Below are 22,538 nucleotides of genomic sequence, written 5' to 3'. Positions count from 1 at the left end.
GGGAGCCCACTGTAGCCGCTTGACCTCAAGCTGGCTTTAAGTTGCACCATCGTGGTCATGACGACGAACGCAGTGATCAACGCACCCGCGGAAACCGTGACCGAGACCAAGGCCGAGGCTCTCCCCCAGGCCCGGTTCGAGGACCTGTCGGCCCTGATGGGCCTGATGACCGGCGACGAGAAGCACGGCCCGGCCGCCACCTCCACGCTGGACGCGCTCTGGGTGCTGTACGACCGGGTGCTGCGGGTCACCCCGGCCACCGCCGAGAAGCAGGACCGCGACCGCTTCCTGCTCTCCAAGGGCCACGGCCCGATGGCGTACTACGCGGTGCTGGCAGCCAAGGGCTTCATCGACCCCGAGGTGCTGCCGAGCTTCGGCGGCTACGACTCGCCGCTCGGCCACCACCCGGACCGCACGCTGATCCCCGGCGTGGAGATCGCCTCCGGTTCGCTCGGGCACGGCCTGCCGCTGGGCGTCGGTACGGCGCTCGGGCTGCGGGCGCAGGGCCTGGACGACCCGGCGGTGTGGGTGCTGGTCGGCGACGCCGAGTTCGACGAGGGCTCCAACCACGAGGCGGTCACCTTCGCCGGGGCGTACGGGCTGGACCGGCTGCACGTGGTGGTGATCGACAACTCCTCGGCCACGCACGGCTGGCGGGGCGGCGTCGCCCAGCGCTTCGCGGCCGAGGGCTGGTCCACCGCGACGGTGGACGGACGCGACCACGAGGCGCTGTACCGGGCCTACACCGCCGAACACCCGGGCCGCCCGCACGTGGTGGTCGCCCGGGTGGAGCCCAAGGGCTACTGAGCCCCCACCGGCGCCCACAGCCACCCCGTACTGCACGTGCGGCACGTACGTGCCGCACGCACGCCAAGACTGCAAGAACCCGAAGGGAACCCCACCGATGGACACCATGCGCGACCGCTTCGTCGACGTCACCACCCGCCTGCTGGACGAGGACCCCCGGCTGGCCGTGGTGCTCGCCGACATCACCGCGGCCGCCTTCACCCCGGCCCAGGAGCGCCATCCCGACCGGGTGGTCAACGTCGGCATCCGGGAGCAGCTGCTGATCGGCGCCGCGGGCGGCCTCGCGCTCACCGGGATGCGTCCGATCGCCCACACCTTCGCCAGCTTCCTGATCGAACGGCCCTTCGAGCAGGTCAAGCTGGACCTGATCCACCAGGGCGTCGGCGCGGTCCTGGTCAGCGCGGCCGGCTCCTACGACTGGCCGGCCGGCGGCCGTACCCACATGTCCCCGGGCGACGTCGCCCTGCTGGACACCCTGCCGGACTGGACCGTCCACGTCCCCGGCCACCCGGACGAGGCCGAGCAGCTGCTGCGGCACGCCTACGCGGACGGCGACCGCAACGTGTACGTCCGGCTCTCGGCGCACCAGAACGCGGCGCCGGTGGCGGTCGAGCCGGGCCGCTTCACCACCGTCCGCACCGGCTCGCGCGGTGTGGTGCTGGCCGTCGGGCCGATGCTGGACGCGGTGCTCGCGGCCACCGAGGGCCTGGACGTCACCGTGCTGTACGCGGCGACGGTGCGGCCCTTCGACGCCGCCGGGCTGCGTGCGGCGATCGGCGACCGGGCGGACGTGGTGCTGGTCGAGCCGTACCTGGCGGGCACCTCGGCGAACGAGGCGCACGAGGCGCTGGCCGACCGCCCGCACCGGGTGCTGGGCCTCGGCGTGCCGCGCGAGGAGCACCGGCACTACGGCTCGATCGCGGAGCACCTGGCCGCCTACGGCCTGGACGCGCCCGCGCTGCGGGAGCGGATCGGCACCTTCCTGGGGTGAGCCGGTCCCAGTCGGATCAGTCCGCGGATCAGCCGGCGGATCAGCCGGTCAGGACCACGGCCACCGCGTCCGGGCCGACCCGCACCGCCGAGCCGTCCAGCACCGCCGCCCCGTCCAGCACCGCCGCCCCGACCCGCACCGCCGCGCCGTCCGGCGCCGCCGGGTCGCCGGGAACCGTTCGGCCGAAGGCCGCGACCACCTCGAGTCCGGCGGCCCCCAGGGGCAGCGCGGCCTCGGCCGGCCCGAGGTTGACCGCGATCCGGTACGGCCCGCGGTGTACCACCAGCCAGCCCGCCGCCTCGTCGAAGTCCACCCGGACCGTGCCGAGGTCGGGGTCGGCGAGCTCCGGGCGTTCGCGTCGCAGCCGGATCAACGTCCGGTACCAGATGAGCAGTTCGTTGTGCGGGGTGCGCCGGGGCTCGGTCCAGTCCAGGACGGAACGCAGGACGGTGGCGGGCTCCTGCGGGTCGGGGACGGCGTCGGCGGCCCAGCCGTGTTCGGCGAACTCCCGCCGCCGGCCCTGCCGGACGGCTTCGGCGAGGTCCGGGTCGGTGTGGTCGGTGAAGTACTGCCAGGGGGTGGCGGCGCCCCATTCCTCGCCCATGAACAGCATGGGGGTGAACGGCGAGGTGAGCACGAGCGCGGCGCCGCAGGCGAGCCGGCCGGGGGAGAGCGTGGTGGAGAGGCGGTCCCCGAGCGCCCGGTTGCCGATCTGGTCGTGGGTCTGCAGGTAGCCGAGCAGCCGGTGTCCCTCGCCCGCCGGGAACGGGCGTCCGTGGCTGCGGCCGCGGAAGGAGGACCAGGTGCCGTCGTGGAAGAAGCCCCGGGTGAGGGTCTTGGCGATGGCGGCGAGCGGTTCGCGCGCGAAGTCCCCGTAGTAGCCCTGGGATTCGCCGGTGAGCGCGCAGTGCAGGGCGTGGTGGAAGTCGTCGCTCCACTGGGCGCCGAGGCCCTGGCCGCCGGCCTCGCGCGGGGTGGTGGTGCGCGGGGTGTTGAGGTCGGACTCGGCGATCAGGAACAGCGGGCGGTTCGTCGCGACCGCCAACTTCTGGACCTCGTACGAGAGTTCTTCGAGGAAGTGGACCGCGCGGTCGTCCGCGAGGGCGTGCACGGCGTCCAGCCGCAGGCCGTCGATGCGGTAGTCGCGCAGCCAGGCCAGCGCGCTGCCGATCAGGTACGCGCGGACTTCGTCCGAGCCGGGCGCGTCCAGGTTCACCGCGGAGCCCCACGGGGTGTGGTGCCGGTCGGTGAAGTACGGCCCGAAGGACGGCAGGTAGTTGCCGGACGGGCCGAGGTGGTTGTGGACGACGTCCAGCACCACACCGAGGCCCTTGCGGTGGGCGGTGTCGACGAAGCGCTTGAGCCCCTCGGGGCCGCCGTAGGGCTCGTGGACGGCCCAGAGCGAGACCCCGTCGTAGCCCCAGCCGTGCTTGCCGGGGAACGGGCAGACCGGCATCAGCTCGACGAAGTCGACGCCCAACTCGACGAGGTGGTCCAGGTGTTCGGCGGCGGCGTCGAAGGTGCCGCGCGCGGTGAAGGTGCCGATGTGCAGCTCGTACAGCACCGCTCCGGGCAGTGCGCGGCCGCGCCAGCCGGTCCGGGACCAGCGGAACGCGGCGTGGTCCACCGGCCGGCTCGGGCCGTCCGGGCCGTGCGGCTGCCACGCCGAACGGGGGTCGGGCAGCGGCGGGCCGCCGTCGAGGCGGAAGGCGTAGTCGCCCGCCGGGGCCTCGCCGGACCACCAGCCGTCACGGTTGGTGCAGCGGTCCAACTCGTGCGGCACGCCGTCGACTTCGACGTGGACGCGGGAAGCGGCGTTGGGCGCCCATACCTCGTACGCCCGCACCTCCTCGACCCGCACCACGTCGACCCGAACCTCCTTGGCCGGCACCTCCTTGGCCTGTGCCTTGTCGGCCCGCGCCTCGTTGGCCGGCATCAGCCCCTCCTCGTCAGCAGCGCCACCGGCAGGGCCGCCAGCAGCTCGGCGGTCGGCACCGGGCCCGCCGGGAAGCTCCGCAGCGTCAGCTCGTCCGTCCACGGTCCGCCCGGTGGCAGCTCCAGCACGGTGTCCCGCCAGCCGCCCGCCCGCTCCAGCCCGTACGGCAGCCGGGTGACGGCGGTGACCACGTCGTTCCCGCGGGCGAAGGCCAGCAGGTGGTCGCTGGAGAGGCCCACGCCGGGCAGCGGCCGGTACGGGCCGAGCGGGCGGGAGCGGCGCAGGTGCAGTGCGCGGGTGGTGAGGTGCAGCTTCTCGCGGGCGAGGTCGCCGGGGCGCGCCGTGGCCGAGTCGGTGAGCCGGACGGCGAGCGCGCCGAGGTCCACCACGCCCCGGTTGTCCGGGTCCACCAGGGTGTACAGCGGCTCCTCGCTGCCCTGGTAGAGGTCGGGCACGCCCGGCACGGTGAGGTGGAGGAGGGCGGCGGCGAGGGTGTTGGAGCGGGCGTACGGGGCGAGGGCGTGCACCGTGCCCTCGATCCGGGGGAGCAGCCCGGGGTTGCCGAAGACGGCGCGGGCCCGCTCCTCCAGCGCCCGCTCGTAGCGCGGGTCGGGCTCGGTCCAGGAGGTGTGCAGCTTGGCTTCGCGGACCGCTTTGAGCAGGGCCGCGACCAGCCGGTCCGGGGTGATCGGCCAGGCGGCGACCAGGGTGTGCCAGAGCAGCCAGTCGGCGTCGCGGTCGAGGCCGGAAGCGCCGGGCCCGACAGCCGGGAGCCCGGCTGCGGTGGACCAGGCGGCGGCCTCGGCGGCCCACGCCTCCGGCTGCTCGGCGAGGACGGCGAGCCGGGCACGGGCGTCGGCGCTGCGCTTGGTGTCGTGGGTGGAGAGCACGGTCATGCCGTGCGGCCAGTCACGCTCCTGCCGGCGGCACCAGTCGTGGAAGTCCGCCGGGCGCAGCCCGGGCCGGGCGGGATCGCCGCCGACCTCGTTGAGGCCGGGCAGCGCGTTCCAGCGGTAGAAGGCGGTGTCCTCGACGCCCTTGGCGGCCACCGCAGCGGCGGTCTGGGCGAAGCGCACGCAGAACTCGTCGTGGTCAGCGCCGCGCCCCAGCTCGCCGAGCGCCAGTGCGGCCACCAGCCGGTCGGTGGGGTCGGCGGAGCCGTCCAGGGCCGCCCGCAGCTGCTGCGCCGAGGCGGTGGGCACCTGTTCGCCGGGCCGGGCGTACGGCCGGTAGGCGGGGTAGCCGGTGAGCAGCCGCCCGAGCGAGGCGCGCAGCTGCCAGGGTGAGTGGTCGGCGTGCGCGGGCTCGGCGGCGCCGATCCGCAGGGCGATCCGCACCAGCCGCTCGACCTCGGCGGCGAGCTCGCCGTCCGGTCGGGTCATGTCGGCCCGCCCGCGCCGGGCGGCGGCGATCGCCGGGTGCGGGTCCTCGCACAGGTCCCGGGCGGGGCCGCCGTGCGGGGAGGGGTCGCGCAGGAACGACTCGTAGGCCCCGGCCAGCCGGCAGGCGCCCGCGTGGTCGGTGAGCACGCCGTCGATGCGGCGCAGCGCGTCGTAGCCGGTGGTGCCGGCGACCGGCCAGTCCGCGGGCAGCCGCTCCTCGCCGGTGAGGATCTTCTCGACCACGACGTACGCCCCGCCGGTGGCGCCCGCCGCCCCGCCGGTGGCCCCCGCCCGGTTGGTGGCCGCTGCGAGGCGGTGCAGGTAGCCGCGCGGGTCGGCGAGCCCGTCCGGGTGGTCGATCCGGAAGCCGGCCAGGACGCCGTCGGCGTGCAGGCCCAGCAGCACGGCATGGGTGGCGGCGAACACCTCGGGGTCCTCGACGCGGAGGGCGATCAGCTCGTTGACGGTGAAGAAGCGCCGGTAGTTGAGTTCGGTGCGGGCCAGGCGCCACCAGGCGAGCCGGTACCACTGGCGGGCGAGCAGCTCGGGCAGCGGCAGGGCCTCGGTGCCGTGGCGCAGCGGCAGCTCGTGCCGGTGGTAGCGCAGGGTCTCGCCGTCGACGGTGAGCTGGTCCAGGACGGTGCCGAGCCGGTCGCCGAGCAGGGGCAGCAGGACCCGGCCGCGCCCGGGGGCGTCGGTGGGGCCGGGCTGGGCGGTCCAGTCGATGTCGAACCAGCGGGCGTACGGCGAGTCGGGCCCGTCGCGCAGCACCTGCCAGAGCGGGCGGTTGAGCCGCTCCGGGACGGGCACGGCCATGTGGTTGGGCACCACGTCGGCGATCAGGCGCAGTCCGTGCCGGTGCGCTTCGGCGGCCAGTGCGCGCAGCGCGGCCTCGCCGCCGAGCTGCTCGCTGATCCGGGTGTGGTCGACGGTGTCGTAGCCGTGGCTGGAGCCGGGGGCGGCTTCCAGCAGCGGGGAGAGGTGCAGGTGGGAGACGCCGAGGGCGGCCAGGTAGGGGACGGCGGCGGTGGCGTCGTGGAGGGTGAAGCCGGGCTGGAGCTGGAGGCGGTAGCTGGCGGTGGGCGTGCCGCCGGGAGGGGTGGCGGCCGGGCGGGACTGCGCGGGCTCGGCGGCGGAGGTCATAGCTCCATAGGTACCCGGGGGAGCCCGCCGCCAAGACCCGCTGCTGACCCGAACAGGTGACCACCGCCGTTCGCGGACGGTGACCGTCAGCGTTCGCGGACGGTCACCGTCACCGTCGCGGAGGGGCGACCGCCGCCGTTCGGGGAGTCTCGCTACGCCGGCCGCTGCAGCACCATCAGTGAGCGGTCGATGAGCCACAGCGTGTCGCCCGCCTTGACGCGCGCCCCCGTGCCCGGGGCGGGCAGCCGGGCCTGCGCGGTGTCGACCACGAGCTGCCACTCCTGCCCGTGGTCGGCGGGCACGGTGAACTCCAGCGGCTCGAAGTGGGCGTTGAACATCAGCAGGAAGGAGTCGTCGACGATGCGCCCACCGCGCCGGTCCGGCTCGGAGATCGCGTAGCCGTTGAGGAAGACGGTCAGCGACTTGGCGTAGCTGGCGCCCCAGTTGCGCTTGGTCATCTCCTCGCCGGTCGGGGTGAACCAGGCGATGTCCGTGAGGTCGTCGAAGCCGCCGGAGGCCGGCGCCCCCGCACCGGGCCGCCCGGACCCCGACTGTCCGGAGCCCGGCCGCCCGGCCCCTGACAGCCCGGCCCCTGACAGCCCGGCCCCCGACGGCCCGGACACCGACGACGGCCCCGACACCGGCCGCCCGTGGAAGAACCGCCGCCGCCGGAACACCGGGTGGTCGCGGCGCAGCCAGATCATCCCCTGGGTGAACTCCAGCAGCCGTGCCTGCGGCCCGTCGTCCTCGGGCCAGTGCACCCAGCTGAGCTCGTTGTCCTGGCAGTAGGTGTTGTTGTTGCCCAGCTGGGTGCGGCCGAGTTCGTCGCCGTGGGAGAGCATCGGCACGCCCTGGGAGAGCATCAGGGTGGCGATGAAGTTGCGCTGCTGGCGCGCGCGCAGTTCCTCGACGGCCGGGTCGGTGGTGGGGCCCTCGACGCCGCAGTTCCAGGAGCGGTTGAAGGATTCGCCGTCGCGGTTGTCCTCGCCGTTGGCCTGGTTGCGCTTGTCGTTGTAGGAGACGAGGTCGCGCAGGGTGAAGCCGTCGTGGCAGGTGACGAAGTTGATGGAGGCGATCGGGCGGCGGCCGTCGTCCTGGTAGAGGTCGGAGGAGCCGGTGAGCCGGGAGCCGAACTCGGCGAGGGTGGCGTTCTCGCCGCGCCACAGGTCGCGCACGGTGTCCCGGTACATGCCGTTCCACTCCGTCCACAGCGGCGGGAAGTTGCCGACCTGGTAGCCGCCCTCGCCGAGGTCCCAGGGCTCGGCGATGAGCTTGGCCTGGGAGACCACCGGGTCCTGCTGGACCAGGTCGAAGAACGAGGAGAGCCGGTCGACCTCGTGGAACTGCCGGGCGAGGGTGGCGGCGAGGTCGAATCTGAAGCCGTCCACGTGCATCTCGGTGACCCAGTAGCGCAGCGAGTCCATGATCAGCTGGAGCACGTGCGGGCTGCGCATCAGCAGGCTGTTGCCGGTGCCGGTGGTGTCCTCGTAGAAGCGCTGGTCCTGGGCGAGGCGGTAGTAGGAGACGTTGTCCAGGCCGCGCAGCGAGAGCGTCGGGCCGAGGTGGTTGCCCTCGGCGGTGTGGTTGTAGACGACGTCCAGGATCACCTCGATCCCGGCCGCGTGCAGGGCCTTGACCATCGACTTGAACTCCTGCACCTGCTGGCCGCGGTCGCCGGTGGAGGAGTAGGAGGAGTGCGGGGCGAAGAAGCCGATGGTGTTGTAGCCCCAGTAGTTGGCCAGGCCGAGGTCGCGCAGCCGGTGGTCGCGGACGAACTGGTGCACCGGCATCAGCTCGATCGCGGTGACGCCGAGCTTGGCCAGGTGCTCGATCACCGCCGGGTGGGCCAGGCCCGCGTAGGTGCCGCGGATCTCCTCGGGGATGCCCGGGTGCAGCCGGGTGAGGCCCTTGACGTGGGCCTCGTAGATGACGGTGCGGTGGTAGTCGGTGCGCGGCGGGCGGTCGGTGCCCCAGTCGAAGTACGGGTTGATCACCACCGAGTGCATGGTGTGCGGGGCGGAGTCGAGGTCGTTGCGGCGCTCGGGTGCGCCGAAGTGGTAGCCGTAGACCGACTCGTCCCAGTCGATGTTCCCGCTCATCGCCTTGGCGTACGGGTCCAGGAGCAGCTTGGCGCTGTTGTGCCGCTGGCCGAGGCCCGGGTTGTACGGGCCGTGCACGCGGAAGCCGTAGCGCTGGCCGGGCTGGATGCCCGGGAGGTAGGCGTGCCGGACGAAGGCGTCCGTCTCGCGCAGTTCGACGGCGGTCTCGGAGCCGTCCTCGTCGAGCAGGCACAGCTCGATGCGGTCGGCGCTCTCGGAGAACACGGCGAAGTTGGTGCCGGCCCCGTCGTAGGTGGCGCCGAGCGGGTAGGGCGTACCAGGCCAGACCTGCATGACTCCTCAACTTCCTTGCTGCCTATGGAAACTGACATGTGGTCCGACAATAAGTCCGACGGACTGCCCGGACTCGGACGCTCTCCTGCCCGGCCGGGCGGCCGGGCATGTGCGGTGCTCGTGCGCCGTGACGCACGGCACAGCCCGCATACTTCCCGAGCCCTTCCCCGGGGGCCGGGAGAACCGGCCCGGGTTGGTCCGAACGAGTGTCCGGCGGGCATTCCTGTGAAGAGTGGTGCGGGTGGTGCGGACCAGTGGTGCGGGCGGAGCCCTCGAGCATCCGGCTGCGGTCGGCTCGCGGCGGGCAGTACCCTTGATCGTCCGGCCGCCCCGGCCGACCCGGCGCACTGCCGACGGACAGTCAGCGGACAGTCGACGGACCCGGGGCAGAACGAGCAGCAACCAGATGAGGTGGCGCATGGTGTTCCCCGCCGGCGGCCGTGGCCCCGGGCCCGACGGCCCCCACCGGGTCGGGGCCCGCAGCGAGGCGCCCACGGTGGTCATGCGCCCCACCCTGACCGGCCGCGCGCTGGTCCCCGCCCAGAGCGGCCCCGTCGAGATACCCGCACTGGCCTGGTCCGCCGCCGAATGGGAGGACGCCTACCAGCGGGTGCGGCTGTCCGGCCGCGCCTACGTCTGGCTCAACCTGGTCGAACAGCGGCTGCGCTCCCTGGTGGACGAAGTCCTGCACCCCATCTACGCCCCCGCCCACGGCGAGGACTGGGTCACCGCCGCCGCCGGACCGGCCGGCGAGGAATGGGCACACCGGGCCGGGGCCGTGCGCGAGGTCAGCCGCCGCAAGGGCTACCTGCTCGACCCGGCCGACGACGACCCGCTGGTCTTCCTCACCCTGCCCCAGCTGCGCGAGCTGATGGTCCAGCACTGGCCCTGCTTCGAGCCGTACCTCGCCGACCGCCGCGAGATCGAACTCGCCCTGGACGAGCTGGAAGTGGCCCGGCACGTGGTCTCCCGCAACCGGGTGCTCACCCAGACCGTCCTGGCCCAGACCGAGCGGGCCGCCGCCCGGCTGCTGGCCGTCCTGGACGGCGGCGCGGGCGGGGTGCCCGCCGACGTCGTGGAGTCCCTGGTGGCCGGCCGGTACGCGGACGTGGTCGCGGTGCACGCCGACCGCGTCCGGCTGCAGCGCGACCTTCCGGTGGAGGACCTCCTGGACGGTGCCCGACGACTCGACGCGCTCGGCATCGGCCTCGGCATGCTCTGTCAGAACTACACCGGCAAGCGCCTGGTGCGGCTGGCCGGGGAGGGCTGCCGGGTCCGGCTGCTCTTCCTCAACCCGGCGAGCAGCGCGGTACGCCGCCGTGAACGCGAACTCGGCCTCGGGCGCAACGAGTTGTCCCGCTCGATCGAGATGAACATCATGCACGTACGGCGGGTCCGGGCCCGGCTGCGCGACCAGGGCGGCTTCGAGATCCGGGTCTTCGACGAGACCCCGCGCTTCACCGCCTACCTGGTCGAGGGCCCCCGGACCACCGGCCAGGCCGGCGGCCGCCGACAGGGCCGCGACCTCGGCGTCATCCAGCCCTACCTGCGCCGCGCCCGCGGCATGGAGTCCCCGGCGCTGGTACTGCGCGGCGGCGCCGGCCAGCAGCCCGGCGGCACCGAGCCGGGACTGCTGGAGGTCTACCGCGAGGAGTTCGAAGGGGTCTGGGCGGACTCCCGGCCCGTGTCGTGAGGCCCACGCCGCAAGGCCCACGCCGTGAGATAACCGCTGGTCCACGGAGTGCGGTGGCTGCCAGACTGCGGGCCGTGAACAGCCTTCCCGCGTGGACCCTGGAACCCGCCGCGTTCGACGACCTCGAACGCATCACCGACCTCAAGGACCAGGTCATGCGCGCCGACCTGGAACGCCTCGGCCGCTGGGACCCGGACCGCTCCCGCCGGCGGGTGGCGGACTCCTTCTCCACCAGGTGGACGTCCGTGCTGCTGGTCGAGGGCGCCTTCGCCGGCTCCGTCACCGTCCGCCCCGACGAGCAGGGCGGGCGCCACCTGGAACTGTTCTACCTGGCCCCGCACCTCCAGGGCCGCGGCCTCGGCACCGCCGTGCTGCGCCGGCTCCTCGCCGAGGCCGACGCCGCCGGAGAGCCGGTGCGCCTCGTCGTCCTGCGAGGCAGCGCCGCCCAGCGGCTGTACGAGCGGCACGGCTTCACCGTCGTCCACGAGGACCCGATCGACGTCCACATGCACCGCCCGGCCCCCGAACCCACCCCCGCGACCACCCCGGAGCAGGCGCGCACCCGGCTCCAGAACTGGGCAGCCCTCTGGAGCACCGGTGCCGCCACCGGCCGCACCGTGATCGACGCGGCCTGCGAGGCCCTGGTCGTCGGACTCGACGGCCCGGCCCTGCGCGAACTGGCCGCCTGCGAGTACGCCGACGCCGTCACCGACCTGGACGCGCTGTTGCCCCCGGCGCTGGCCGAACAGGGCCTGGACTTCCACCCCAACGGGAGCCGCTCCGCCGACGAGGCCGCGCTGCGGGCGCTCGCCGCGCGCTGCCTGGACGGGGAGCTGACGCCCCGGGAGCTGACCCGCGTCGTGCACCAGCGCTGGGGGCACCAGCTCGACGAGTCCGACCCGCTCTCGTGCCTCGACGACGAGTACGACATGCTCGACTACGGCACGCGCACTCGGGAGGACCTGGACGCCGACGTCCTCGCCGAGGCCCGCCGCCTGAGGCAGTAACGATTCGTCGGCGACCGGCCTCAGGCCTCCGTAGGCCGGACGGCTGGCGGCCGGTAGTCATCCGAGATGCCCACGGCCCGGCGCCCTCGCTGGCGCGTCTCCGATCGTCCGCAGCGGGTGGGACTCGTCCGGCCGGTGAGGGGGCACCCGGGCAGGTTCGGGGCAGTGCTCATGGGTGGCTCCTGCGTTCGGGCCCGAGGAGCAGCCCGGGCCCGCCGGGCAGGGGGAGCGGGCGGCCCGTGGGTCGGGTTGTCGGTGGGGCGGGTGATGATAGGGGCTGTTTCGAGCGGTAGGACGGAAGGACACACCTGATGAGCTGGTGGCAGCAGCCACTGGTCGGCTTCGACCTGGAGACCACGGGCACCGACCCGGCCGTGGAGCGCATCGTCACGGCCGCGCTCGTGGACACGGTCGGGGCCGCTCGGGTGTCTCATGGCGAGGCACGGCGCCGGCCGGCAGCCCACGCCGGAACGAGGGCCGCGTGATGAGCTGGATCAGTGGGCCGTTGGTGGCCTTCGACCTGGAGACCACGGGCACCGACGTCGAGACCGACCGCATCGTGACGGCGGCGGTCGTGCGCCTGGATTCGGCCGGGGCCGTCTCGGCCGAGCGGACCTGGCTGCTGAATCCCGGGGTAGCCATACCCGAGCAGGCATCGGCGATCCATGGCATCTCGACGGAACACGCCCGCGAGCACGGGGTGCCGGCTGCTTCGGCCATCGAGGAGATCGTGCAGGTCGTCGTCGAGGGGCTGCGCACGGGGACGCCTCTGGTGGTGATGAACGCACGCTACGACCTGTCACTGCTGGACCGCGAGTGTCGGCGGCACGGGGTCGAGTCGATCAGTGCGCGGCTGGGTGGTGTGCCTTCGCCCGTCATCGATCCGCTGGTGATCGACAAGCACATCGACAAGTACCGGAAGGGCAAGCGGGCCCTCCACGCGTTGTGTGCGCACTACGGGGTGTCGCTCGATGACGCGCACAACGCGAGGGCCGATGCCGTGGCCGCCGCCCGCGTGGTGCGGCGCATGGGTGAGAAGCACCAGCCCGTGGGCCTGATGCCGCTGGCGGATCTGCATGACCTTCAGGTGCGTGCGGCGGCTGAGCAGTCGGTCTCCCTCCAGGCCTATCTGCGGCGTACCGCGGATCCGACGGCAGTCGTCGAGCCGGCCTGGCCGCTCATTCCCCGGAGTCGGTGACCGCGCCGGTCACCGTCCGGCCGACCTGCCGTGCGAACGGCGACATCGGGTCCTCCTGCAAGGCCTTCAGGGACAGTGGCACGCGCTCGCGCACCAGGTCGACGTCGAGGATCTGGGCCGAGATCTCCTGGCCGACGGCGACGACCTCGGAGGGGTGATCGAAACGGTGCCAGGACAGCTCGGGAATGTTGATCATCGCGGTGAAGCCGCCGATGTCCACGAAGGTCACCCCGAAGTCGGCGATCTTGATGACCGTGCCGGTGACGATCTGCCCGCGGCGGAGAGTCCTCAGAAAGGCCCAGTCCCGATCGCTCCGGGTCGGCTCGGTCCTCCACCGGGCGCGCAGGACGCCGTCGCTGTCGGGCAGGACCGCGGTGAACAGCGGGTGGCGTTCGTCGAGGGCCAAGGGCAGGGCCATCGCGGCACGGGCGCCTGCCACCCGGGCGGCCAGTTCCCGGTACTCGGACTCGTCGGCCATCGTGCCGGAGATGGCTCCGTTCTCGTCCTCCCAGACGAACTCCACCGAACCCCGGTCGGGAAGCGCGGCAAGGACCGCGTCGACATCGGTGGACAGGTCCGGCCAGACGGTCAACCGGGCACGAGGGGTGAGCCGGGCGCGTACCGCATCGAGGGTGCCCTCGGTGAGGCGGTGCCAGCGGGAGGCATTGTGGAGGTACCCCTCCTCCAGTACCGCTGCCTGCCGCATGGCGACGGACCAGCCGAGACGGGCCCAGAAGTCCTCGTCGGCGGGACGTTGCACGCCGGGCTCGTCGACGTCCGCGTCATAGGGCGAGGCCTCCAGCCGCTCCGGGAAGAGACCGAGAGCCCGGGTGCGGGCAACGGCGCGCTCGCAGGACGTGTCGCTGCTGACGTAGACGTACTGGTCCCAACCGACGTGCACGACGAACCTGTCCTCCACCTCCAGACGGCACCAGGCGCCGTTGTCGCGGAGCATGGCCCTGACCAGCTCCAGGCCGAGGGAGACGGGCACCGCGGCACCGTCGTGGAACCCGCTGAGGTCGGGCGGGAAGAGCCCGGCGAGACCATGGCCGTCGACCGCCGGCTCCAGGCCGAAGTGGGCAAGGCCGGAGATCTCCGGCTCACGAATGGCCAGTCGGTCGATGCCGGTGTCCTCGGCGAAGGCGGCAATCGCTTGCAGATAGGCGGCCTCGACCGGTCCGTGGTCGCTGGTCGAGTCCTCGGTGCCGGTGTAGCTGCCGTGCTCGTCGCGGTCGGCAGGGTCGTACTTGGTGATCTGGTGGACGAAAGGCGGCACGTGGCTCCCCGTGGTCGTTGACGATGCTGGCTCAGCGGCCGATCTCGTGATCGGGAGCGTAGGGCGGGATGGGCCGGCGCATCGCTGCCTCGAGGATGGTCATCGCGATCACCTTCTGCAAGCGGGATACCGAGCCGCATCGCCGCCGCAGTCGCCGCTGCCGGGAGCCGCCCCCGGACCCGGCCCGGCCTGACGGCCCTACTGCAGGTCCAGGCCCACCGGGTGCGTGAGGTCCGTCGGGCAGATGAAGACGTGCAGTTCTCCGAACCGTCCGACGGACACGTCCGGGGCCAAGCCGCTGTCCACGGTGAGCAGGTGGACCATCCGCGCGCCGCAGCCGCAGTCGATCGGGACCAGGTCGGTGGAGTGCCAGGACGGCCAGCCGCCGACCTTCCAGCCCTCCGCGCAGGACAGGAAGCGGTGGTACTCGATGCCGTGCCGCTGCGCGAACTCCTCGGCGGCGTCGTGGAGTTCGCTGGGCAGCTCGTCCTGGTCGGGCAGGTCCCGGACCTGCTCGGGGCGCAGCGCGCACGGGGTCGGTAGGTACGTCTTGTCGCTGCGCCGGGGTGCCGGGGGTATGGCCGGGGCGAGGTCGGCGGCGCGCTGCCAGTGGAGTTCGACGTTCGGGCCGTAGTAGTAGCGCGTGTTCGGGAGGTCGTCGTGGTCGTTGGGGCACCAGATCACCTGGAGCCGGTCGGTGCCGTCCGGCCAGGGCAGGTGCGGGGCGTCCTCGGCCCGGAGGTGGACGAGCGGCACCATGGCCGTTCCGGCGGCCGGCCGCTCGGGGACCATGCGGTGGGTGCGCCAGTTGACCAGGTCGAGGGAGCGGCCGTCGCCCATGATCCGGCGCTGCTCGGCGGCTTCGGCCGAGGTGAAGACGTGCGCGGGGCCGCCGGCCCGGGTGCGCTCGCGCACCGCGCGGTCGATGTCCTCCCAGATCGCGCGGTCGGCGGCGGAGACGTCCTGGTACTCGTCCTCCAGGTGCCCGGCGGTGCAGTGCGGCCAGGGTTCGTCGGCCGGCCAGAGCGCGGGGCCGCCGATCCGGCTCGCCTGCGGGTCGGGCGTCGCGGCGTACGGGTGGAGCAGGGTGGCGGGCCGCAGGTACGGGGCCAGTCCCGGTACGGCGGCGACGAGTTCGGCGGGGGTCGGGCGGGTGTCGGTCACGCCGCACACCCTAGGGGTACGGTCCGTCAGGCCGCAGGGAAGTCGAAGGTGTACCCCTGGGCGACCAGCCAGGGCAGCAGCTGCTTGAGTGCGGCCACCGTCTGGCTGCGATCGCCGCCGCCGTCGTGCATGAGGATCACGCCGCCGGGCTTGAGCTGCTTCTGCACGGTGGAGACGATGGCGGGCACGCCGGGGCGGGACCAGTCGCGCGGGTCGACGGTCCAGCCGAGCGAGCCCATTCCCAGGCTCGCGGTGATCTGCTCGTTGTCGGCGTTGAAGCCGCCGCCCGGGGCGCGGAACCAGTCGACCTGGGTGCCCGGGCCGCCGGCCTGGACGATCATGTCCCGGGCCGCGGTGATCTCGTACACGGCTTTGTCGTGCGGGAGCTTGGCGAAGGGCTGCGGGTGGTGGATGCTGTGGTCGCAGAGCCGGTGCCCGGCGGTCAGGACGCGCTTGACCGTGGCCGGGTTGGCGGCGGCGTTCTGGCCGATCTCGCAGAAGGTGGCCTTGGCGTGGTACTGGGCGAGCAGGTCGAGGATCTGGCCGGTCGCGGGGCCGGGGCCGTCGTCGAAGGTGAGCGCGACGGTGCGGCCGCCGGAGGCGGTGGAGCCGATCACGGTGCCCGCCCCGGGGTGCTCGGGCGGGGTGGTCGGCGGCGCGGCGGGCGAGGAGGCCGCGGCGGGTGTGGCCGGTGCTGCGGGTGTGGCCGGTGCTGCGGGGGAGGAGGGGTCCGCCGGCTTGGGCGTGCGCGGCTTCGCCGGAGCGGACGACGCGGCCGGAGCGGACGGCGCGGAGGAGCCGGTGGACCCGGTGGACCCGGAGGAGCCGGCGACCGGCGGCATTCCGTCGGAGCCGGGCGTCGGTGCGATGGTGGTCGCCGCCGTCCCGTTCGGCTGGGCGGCCATCGGCGGCTGTGTGCCGGTCTGGGCCGTGGCGCCCGGTGGCTGCAGCGCCCCGCTGGCGGTTCCGCACGCGGTCAGTCCCAGGACGGCGGCCACCGCGACGCAGCCCGCGATCAGCCGGCGCCGGGAGCGGGACGGGTGGGTCGGGGCGGAGGGGCGGAGGGTGGTCCGGTGGGCGTTCCGGTGCATGGCGGCGGCTCCTGAGGTGCGAGTGCGGTGCCGATCTCTCGGGTCAGGATGACTGTCCGATAGGACGCCGAGCGTACGTGGCCCGGTTGCACGCCGGACCGCGGCGCTCTAAGAGCCTTCTCACACCCGTACCGGTTGGCGTCCGCCCGCCGATCGGGGTACCGGGCTCCTCACCTCAGCCGGTCGAGGCCCGTCGGGCCGCCGTCAGAACGGGTACCAGCGCACCTCGGTGGCCCCGCTCCGCAGCGAGTCGACGCGCCGCCGGAACTCCGCGAGCGCGGCCGGGTTGCTCGCCGCCTGCTGCGCCACCCAGGAGGCGCTGGCGGTCTCCCGGGCGCCGCGCAGCACGGTGAAGCCGGGCCAGTCGCGCACGTCCCAGCCGTACGCCTCGGTGAACGCGCGGTACTCCTCGGCGGGCACGCTGTAGCGGTCGTGGGCGAGTGCGAGGACCACCAGGTCGTGCTCCCGCAGGTCGTTGGCGACGAACTCGAGGTCGAGCAGGACCGGCCCGTCCGGGCCGACGTGGACGTTGCGCGGCAGCGCGTCGCCGTGGATCACCCCGGGGTGCAGCCGCGGGGCGAGGTCGGGCAGGGCGGCTTCGAAGGCGTCCCTGCGGTGGCGCAGGAAGGCGACGTCCGCCGGGGCGACGTGGCCCTCGGCGGAGGCCAGCCAGCGCTCCACCGGGGCGAGCAGGTCGCGTCGGCCGAGCGGGACGGGCGGCACCGGCAGCCGGTGCAGGGTGCGCAGCAGCGGGGCGAGGTCGACCGGGCGGGCGGGGCGGACGGCGGGCGCGAGCCGGTGCCAGAAGGTGACCGGGTGCCCGTCGGCGAGCTGCGGTTCGGGTGCGACCGCGTCGAACGGGCGCACCACCGGGACGCCCTGTCCGGCCAGCCAGTGTGCGACGGTCAGTTCGCGGTGCGCCCGGTCGTACAGCTCGGGGCCGCGGCCGACCTTGGCGACCACGGCCGGGTCGCCGAGGTCGAAGACGGCGTTCTCGCCGAGTGCGAGCAGCCGGGCGTCGCCGGAGCCGGGCAGGTCGGCGGATTCGCAGGCGTGGGCGAGCAGCAGCCGGGCGCGGCCCTCGTCGAAGGGGATCATGAGGGGGCTCCGTTCCGGTGGGGTTCACCCGGGGGACCCCGGACGGTGATCATCATGACGCACGGGCGCCGGGCCCCGCGTGTGGCGGGGCCCGGCGTGGTGCGCGTCACCGGTGGCGGCTCAGACCTCGACCCGCCGGTGCCGGGCGGTGCCCTCGGCGGGGGCGGCGGGCTGCCCGTGCAGGGCGGTCGCGGTGCCGAGCGGTGGGACGGACTCGCGGTGCGAGAGGTCCGGCAGCCAGTTCAGCCAGCGCGGCAGGTACCAGTTGCGGTCGCCGAGCAGGCTCATCACGGAGGGGAGCAGCACCGCGCGGATCACCGTCGCGTCGATCAGCACCGCGACCGCCAGGCCCACGCCCATCTGCTTCATCGCCTGCATGGACAGGGTGCCGAAGACCGCGAACACCGCCACCATGATCACCGCGGCGCTGGTGACCACCCCGGCCGTGGAGCGGATGCCGTGGGCGATCGCGGCCCGGGTCGGCAGGCCGCGGTCGTGGCCCTCCTTGATCCGGGAGACCACGAAGACGTGGTAGTCCATCGAGAGCCCGAAGAGGATGACGAAGAGGAACAGCGGCACCCAGGACTCCACCGCGCCGACGCCGGCGGTGCCCAGCAGCGAGGCGCCCACGCCGTGCTGGAAGACCAGTGTCAGCACCCCGTACGCGGCGCCCACCGAGAGCAGGTTGAGCACCACGGCGGTGCCGGCCACGGCGAGCGAGCGGAAGGAGGTGAGCATCAGCAGGAAGGCGAAGGCGACCACGAAGCCGAAGACCAGTGGCATCGAGCCGGTCATCGTGGCGTTGAAGTCGTACGAGCCGGCGGTGCTTCCGGTGACCGGGGCCTCGGTGCCCGGCACCTTGAGGACGGTCGAGGGCACCAGGTCCTCGCGCAGGGTCTTCAGCGCGTCGTTGCTGGTGGCGTCGTTGCCGGTGCCGTCGAGCGGGATGTCGACGGTGGCGACGTTCCGGTCGGCGTGCACGGCGACCTCGATCGGGCCGTGCATCCGTCCGCTGGCCAGCGCCTTGGCCTTGAGGTCGGCGATCGCGGCGGTCATCGCGGGGGAGCCGATGTCCGTTGCCTTGATGACGACGGTGGCGGGGGCCGGGCTGCCGGGGAAGGCGGCCTCGATCTTCTGTGAGGCGGCGACCAGCTCGTTGCCGCGGGGCAGTTGCTGCTGGAAGGTCAGGTTGGCGGTGTGCATGGTGAGCAGCGGCGCGGCCAGGGCGAGCAGGAAGGCACCGGCGAGCAGGGTGGAGGCCAGCGGGCGGTTGAGCACCGGGGTGAGCACCGCGTTCCAGAACCGTCCGCCGGTCGCGGGGCTCCCGGCGGGGCTCCCGGCGGCGTTCGGGCGGCGGAGCCGGGAGAGGCAGGGCACCCGGCCCCTGTCGACCCGGTCGCCGAGCATCGACAGCAGCGCGGGCAGCACGGTGAGCGAGCCGAGCACGGCGGTGACCACGACGAGGATGGTGGCGAAGGCCATCGCCCGGAAGTCGCCGATCCCGGTGAGGAACATGCCGGCCATGGCGACCACCACGGTGACGCCGGAGACCAGCACCGCCCGGCCGCTGGTGGCGGCGGCCACGGTCAGCGCGGTGTGCGCGTCGCGTCCGGCGGCCCGTTCCTCGCGTTCGCGGCGCAGGTAGAAGAGGCAGTAGTCGACGCCGACGGCGAGGCCGACCAGCAGCATCACCGAGCTGGCGTCGTCGCTGGTGTGCAGCAGGCCGCTGCCGAGCGCGACCAGTCCGGCGGCCGCGACGAAGGCGGTCAGGGCGAGCACCACCGGCAGCACGGCGGCGACCAGCGCGCCGAAGGCGATCAGCAGGATGCCGAGGGCGAGCGGCACGGCGGTCCACTCGGCGCGGGCGAAGTCGTTCGTGAACTGGTCCTGGATCCACTTACCGGAGCTGGCGTCGCCGAGCTCGACCACGGTCAGGCCGGGGTTCTGCTTCTGCACGCCGGCCACCGCGTCCATCACGGACTGCACCTCGGCGACGGCCGTGTCCCGGTCGCCCTTGAGCGTGACCAGGACGAGCGCGGAGTGGCCGTCCTGGGAGACGGCCTTGGTGTCGTACGGCGAGCGGATCCCGGCGGCCTTGCCGGTGCCGTCGACGGCGGTGACCACCTGGCCGACGGCCGTGCGGAAGTCGGGGTCGTCGGCGCTGCGGGTGGCGCTCTGGACCAGGACGGTCTCGCTCGCCGGGCTGGTCAGTCCGGCCTCGTCGAGGATCCTCGCGGCCCGGGCGACCTGCCCGGGCATCGACTCGGCGTCGGTCACCTTGGTGCTGCCGTGCATGCCGCCGAGCACGGCGGCCAGCACGACGAAGAGCAGCCAGCCGAAGACGGCGGTCTTGCGGTGCCGGGCGCTCCAGACGCCCATGGCGGCGGCCAGGCCTAGTCGGGCCTGCACGGGTCCGGTCTGTACGGGCTTCACGGGAGGTCCCCCCTGGGAGAGCGGTCGTCGCCGGACGGGAGCGGTGGCGGCGGTGGTCGCCGGTGCCGCGCCGGTTGCCCGCCGGCTGTCTGCCGGGTGCGGATCCGGCGTCCCAACAGACAGTAGGGAAGCGGGGGTTGGCCGGTAATCCGGCTGGCGGGTGACCCTTCCCTGGGGCTTGCCTCGGGGCCGGGGTGGGGTTTTCCCTACCTCCCGACCCCGAGAACTCCTCCTCAGGGGTAGGGGGCACAACTCCACCCTGAGGGGGAGGCGACTCCACCCGGAGCACGAGGTCAACGGGCTTGCGTTCGGGAGAAACTGGGTCGGGGCCGTTCGGGGCGGTCCCGCAACGGGGGTTGGAATACGGGGGCTCCTTGCCGGGCGGCAAGCAAGTGCTCGTAAGATGATGCCCCAAACCTACTTACCTGCCGACCGGCAAGGGTGTGCCTCCCGTGCATGCCTGGGCCGGTCCTGCCGTCGCCCAGCGTCCCGTCCCCCAAGGGCCGGCGGTGAACCATGCCCAGGAGGCATCACGAGCATGTTCCACCGACTAGGACACTTCGTCGTTCGCCGTGCGTGGTGGGTGATCCTCGCCTGGGTCGTCGCGATGCTCGCCATCGTCGCGTCGGCCCCGAAGGTCACCTCCCAGACGGACGAGTCCGCGTTCCTGCCCAAGCACTACGAGTCGATCCAGGCGGCGCAGCTCCAGGAGCAGGCCTTCCCGTCCAGCTTCACCCCCGCCGCGCTGCTGCTCTTCGAGCGCAACGACGGCCAGGCGCTGAACGACGCCGACCAGGCCTCGATGGACAAGGTCGTCAACGGTCTGACCGCGGCGAACATCCCCGCCGTCGAGAAGATCATCCCGGTCGACCCCAAGACCTCGAAGTCCAAGGACGGCAAGTACGCGCTGTCCATGGTCGCCATCGACAAGACCAAGATGCAGACCGACGAGTTCCCCGACGCGGCCAAGAAGCTGCGTGAGGAGGGCGCCAAGCTCGCCGACGGCTCCGGACTGAAGTTCCAGGTCGGCGGCCAGGCCGCCAGCAGCCTGGACCAGAAGGACGCCTCCGGTTCCACCGACGCCATCGTGATGCTCGGCAGCCTGCTGCTCGTCATCCTGATCGTCGGCATCATCTTCCGCAGCATCCTGGCCGGCCTCCTGCCGGTCCTCCTCTCGCTGGTCATCGCGATGCCGGTGGCCAACGGCCTGATCGCCGACGCGATCAAGATGTTCGACCTCAAGTCCTCCCCGATGACCTCCGCGATCCTGATCATCGTGGTCCTCGGCGTCGGCACGGACTACTTCCTCTTCCTGGCCTTCCGCTACCGCGAGCGGCTGCGCCTGGGCGAGGACCGCAAGACGGCCGTGGCCAACGCCGTCGGCCGGGTCGGCGAGGCGATCGCCTCCGCCGCCGGTGCCGTCGCCGTCGCCTTCGCCGTGCTGATCCTGTCCAGCCTGGGCATGTTCACCGCGCTCGGCCCGGCACTGGCCATCGCGGTCATCGCGACCGCCCTGGTCTCGCTGACCCTGGCCCCCGCCGTGCTCGCCGTCCTCCCGTCCAAGGCCGTGTTCTGGCCCGGCAAGAAGTGGATGCAGGAGCCGAAGAACGCCCGCTTCGCCGCGCTCGGCCGGATGACCGGCAAGAAGCCCGGCCTGGTCGCCCTGGTCTCCGGCGGCGTCCTGGTGCTGCTGACCCTGACCGGCATCAACTACAACGGCACCTACGACCTGGCGGGCAGCTCCATGCCCAAGGGCAAGGAGTCGATGGTCGTCCAGGACAAGCTGATGACCGCGTTCTCGGCCGGCGCCGCCGACCCGAGCCACGTCTACCTGACCAGCACCAACGGCGCCAAGCTCAGCGACTCGGCGATCACGGACTTCGCCGGCAAGCTCCAGGGCGTCTCCGGGGTGGCCTCGGTCACCACGCCGGTCGCCCAGAAGGGGATCAGCGCCGACGGCGGCACCGCCGACTTCACGGTGATGCTCAACGACGCCCCGGCCTCCAACAAGGCCATCGACGCCATCGAGAAGGTCCGCGACACCGCCCACGCCTCGGCCCCGGCGGACAGCAAGGCCCTGGTCGGCGGCATCACCTCGGTGTACAAGGACATCAACACCGCGATGGTGCACGACTACACGCTGGTCTTCCCGATCGCGGCCTTGCTCATCATGATCATCCTGGGCCTGCAGCTGCGCAGCGTGGTTGCGCCGTGGTACCTGATGGCCTCGGTCGGCCTCGGCTTCGGCGGCACCCTCGGTGCCACCACCCTGGTGTTCCAGAACATCAAGGGCGAGCAGGGCCTGATGTTCATGCTGCCGATCTTCATCTACCTCTTCGTGGTGGCGATCGGCACCGACTACAACATCCTGATCATCGCCCGCCTCCGCGAGGAGGCCCGCGAGGGCCGCAACCCGCGCGACGCGGCCCGCGAAGCCGTCAAGCACGGCGGCCCGACCGTCGCGGCGGCCGGCTTCATCCTGGCGGCGTCGTTCGCGACCTTCATGCTCGCGGGCAACGTGCTCTTCATGGAGCTCGGCTTCTCGCTGGCCTTCGGCATCGTGCTGGCGGCCTTCGTGATGGCGATGTTCTTCACTCCGGCGCTCACCGCGCTGCTCGGCCACCGCGCCTGGTGGCCCGGCCACGCCGACAGCCCCGACCACGGTCACGGCGACGGTCCGGCCCCGCTGGCGGGCACGCACGGCGTGCCGGAGCCGGCCGGCCGGCACTGACCTCGGGCTGACCCAGGATCGGCCTGGGACCGGTTCCTCCCCGGGACCGGCCCCGGGCCGATCCACCGGCGGGGGCCCCCCGCGGGGGGGGGCCCCCCGCCCCGGGGGCGGGGGGGGCCGAGCGGGGCCCCTGGTGGGCAAAACCCCCCGCCCGGGGGGGGGGGGGCGGGCGCCAAAGCGTTACGTGGAGGGTTG

At 73.1% G+C, this 22,538-nt stretch carries 15 protein-coding genes; 7 read left to right on the top strand and 8 right to left on the bottom strand.

What is annotated here, in order from left to right:
• Nucleotides 1-57 precede the first annotated feature (57 nt).
• Together ACZ51D_RS28960 and ACZ51D_RS28955 are read left to right on the top strand one after the other, a co-directional pair.
• Complete coding sequence (locus ACZ51D_RS28960) at nucleotides 58-807, top strand: transketolase (protein ID WP_465663871.1); 750 nt, start codon at nucleotides 58-60, stop codon at nucleotides 805-807.
• A 97-nt stretch (nucleotides 808-904) separates the two neighbouring features.
• Entirely contained in the window at nucleotides 905-1,798 is an 894-nt protein-coding gene (locus tag ACZ51D_RS28955) for a transketolase family protein (protein WP_465663870.1), read from the top strand.
• A gap of 40 nt (nucleotides 1,799-1,838) precedes the next feature.
• On the opposite strand, the gene treZ is transcribed toward ACZ51D_RS28955, so the two are convergent.
• From treZ to glgX, 3 genes are all read right to left on the bottom strand, one after another.
• Nucleotides 1,839-3,734, bottom strand: a complete 1,896-nt coding sequence (treZ, locus tag ACZ51D_RS28950; protein ID WP_465663869.1) for a malto-oligosyltrehalose trehalohydrolase — start codon at nucleotides 3,732-3,734, stop codon at nucleotides 1,839-1,841.
• Complete coding sequence (treY, locus tag ACZ51D_RS28945) at nucleotides 3,734-6,259, bottom strand: malto-oligosyltrehalose synthase (RefSeq protein WP_465663868.1); 2,526 nt, start codon at nucleotides 6,257-6,259, stop codon at nucleotides 3,734-3,736. Before treY ends, treZ begins: the two co-directional genes overlap by 1 nt.
• A gap of 152 nt (nucleotides 6,260-6,411) precedes the next feature.
• Nucleotides 6,412-8,652: a glycogen debranching protein GlgX gene (glgX, locus tag ACZ51D_RS28940; RefSeq protein ID WP_465663867.1), complete on the bottom strand. Its 2,241-nt coding sequence runs from the start codon at nucleotides 8,650-8,652 to the stop codon at nucleotides 6,412-6,414.
• A 418-nt stretch (nucleotides 8,653-9,070) separates the two neighbouring features.
• Here glgX and ACZ51D_RS28935 point away from each other — a divergent pair, with 418 nt between their 5' ends.
• The 4 genes from ACZ51D_RS28935 to ACZ51D_RS28920 all read left to right on the top strand — a co-directional run bounded on the left by ACZ51D_RS28935 (nucleotide 9,071) and on the right by ACZ51D_RS28920 (nucleotide 12,550).
• Nucleotides 9,071-10,345: an SAV2148 family HEPN domain-containing protein gene (locus ACZ51D_RS28935; RefSeq protein WP_465618478.1), complete on the top strand. Its 1,275-nt coding sequence runs from the start codon at nucleotides 9,071-9,073 to the stop codon at nucleotides 10,343-10,345.
• A gap of 74 nt (nucleotides 10,346-10,419) precedes the next feature.
• Nucleotides 10,420-11,352, top strand: a complete 933-nt coding sequence (locus ACZ51D_RS28930; protein ID WP_465618480.1) for a GNAT family N-acetyltransferase — start codon at nucleotides 10,420-10,422, stop codon at nucleotides 11,350-11,352.
• Between the two features lie 311 nt (nucleotides 11,353-11,663).
• A complete protein-coding gene (locus ACZ51D_RS28925; protein ID WP_396287925.1) occupies nucleotides 11,664-11,837 on the top strand; it encodes a hypothetical protein in 174 nt (57 codons plus the stop codon).
• The gene (locus ACZ51D_RS28920) at nucleotides 11,837-12,550 is read left to right on the top strand and encodes an exonuclease domain-containing protein (RefSeq protein ID WP_465618781.1); all 714 of its coding nucleotides are present in this window, start codon (nucleotides 11,837-11,839) and stop codon (nucleotides 12,548-12,550) included. The genes ACZ51D_RS28925 and ACZ51D_RS28920 overlap by 1 nt, the downstream gene beginning before the upstream one ends.
• On the opposite strand, the gene ACZ51D_RS28915 is transcribed toward ACZ51D_RS28920, so the two are convergent.
• From ACZ51D_RS28915 to ACZ51D_RS28895, 5 genes are all read right to left on the bottom strand, one after another.
• Entirely contained in the window at nucleotides 12,531-13,826 is a 1,296-nt protein-coding gene (locus ACZ51D_RS28915; RefSeq protein ID WP_465663866.1) for a S1 RNA-binding domain-containing protein, read from the bottom strand. The two genes, ACZ51D_RS28920 and ACZ51D_RS28915, sit on opposite strands and share 20 nt — an antisense overlap.
• A gap of 198 nt (nucleotides 13,827-14,024) precedes the next feature.
• Complete coding sequence (locus tag ACZ51D_RS28910; protein WP_465663865.1) at nucleotides 14,025-14,990, bottom strand: hypothetical protein; 966 nt, start codon at nucleotides 14,988-14,990, stop codon at nucleotides 14,025-14,027.
• Nucleotides 14,991-15,016: 26 nt separating this feature from the next.
• Nucleotides 15,017-16,081 carry a polysaccharide deacetylase family protein gene (locus ACZ51D_RS28905; protein WP_465663864.1) on the bottom strand — a complete coding sequence of 355 codons (1,065 nt, stop codon included), beginning with the start codon at nucleotides 16,079-16,081 and terminating at the stop codon, nucleotides 15,017-15,019.
• A 204-nt stretch (nucleotides 16,082-16,285) separates the two neighbouring features.
• Nucleotides 16,286-17,179, bottom strand: a complete 894-nt coding sequence (locus tag ACZ51D_RS28900) for a phosphotransferase enzyme family protein (RefSeq protein WP_465663863.1) — start codon at nucleotides 17,177-17,179, stop codon at nucleotides 16,286-16,288.
• Nucleotides 17,180-17,299: 120 nt separating this feature from the next.
• Nucleotides 17,300-19,558: an MMPL family transporter gene (locus ACZ51D_RS28895; RefSeq protein WP_465663888.1), complete on the bottom strand. Its 2,259-nt coding sequence runs from the start codon at nucleotides 19,556-19,558 to the stop codon at nucleotides 17,300-17,302.
• 592 nt (nucleotides 19,559-20,150) lie between these two features.
• On the opposite strand from ACZ51D_RS28895, the gene ACZ51D_RS28890 reads away from it, so the two are divergent.
• Nucleotides 20,151-22,343 (top strand): MMPL family transporter, encoded by a 2,193-nt coding sequence (locus tag ACZ51D_RS28890; RefSeq protein WP_465663862.1) that lies wholly within the window; start codon nucleotides 20,151-20,153, stop codon nucleotides 22,341-22,343.
• Nucleotides 22,344-22,538 lie beyond the last annotated feature (195 nt).

This window comes from Kitasatospora sp. NPDC033851 (assembly GCF_055576085.1).
The sequence above is the reverse complement of the archived record's forward strand: the minus strand, read 5'-3'. Positions and strand labels throughout refer to the sequence as shown.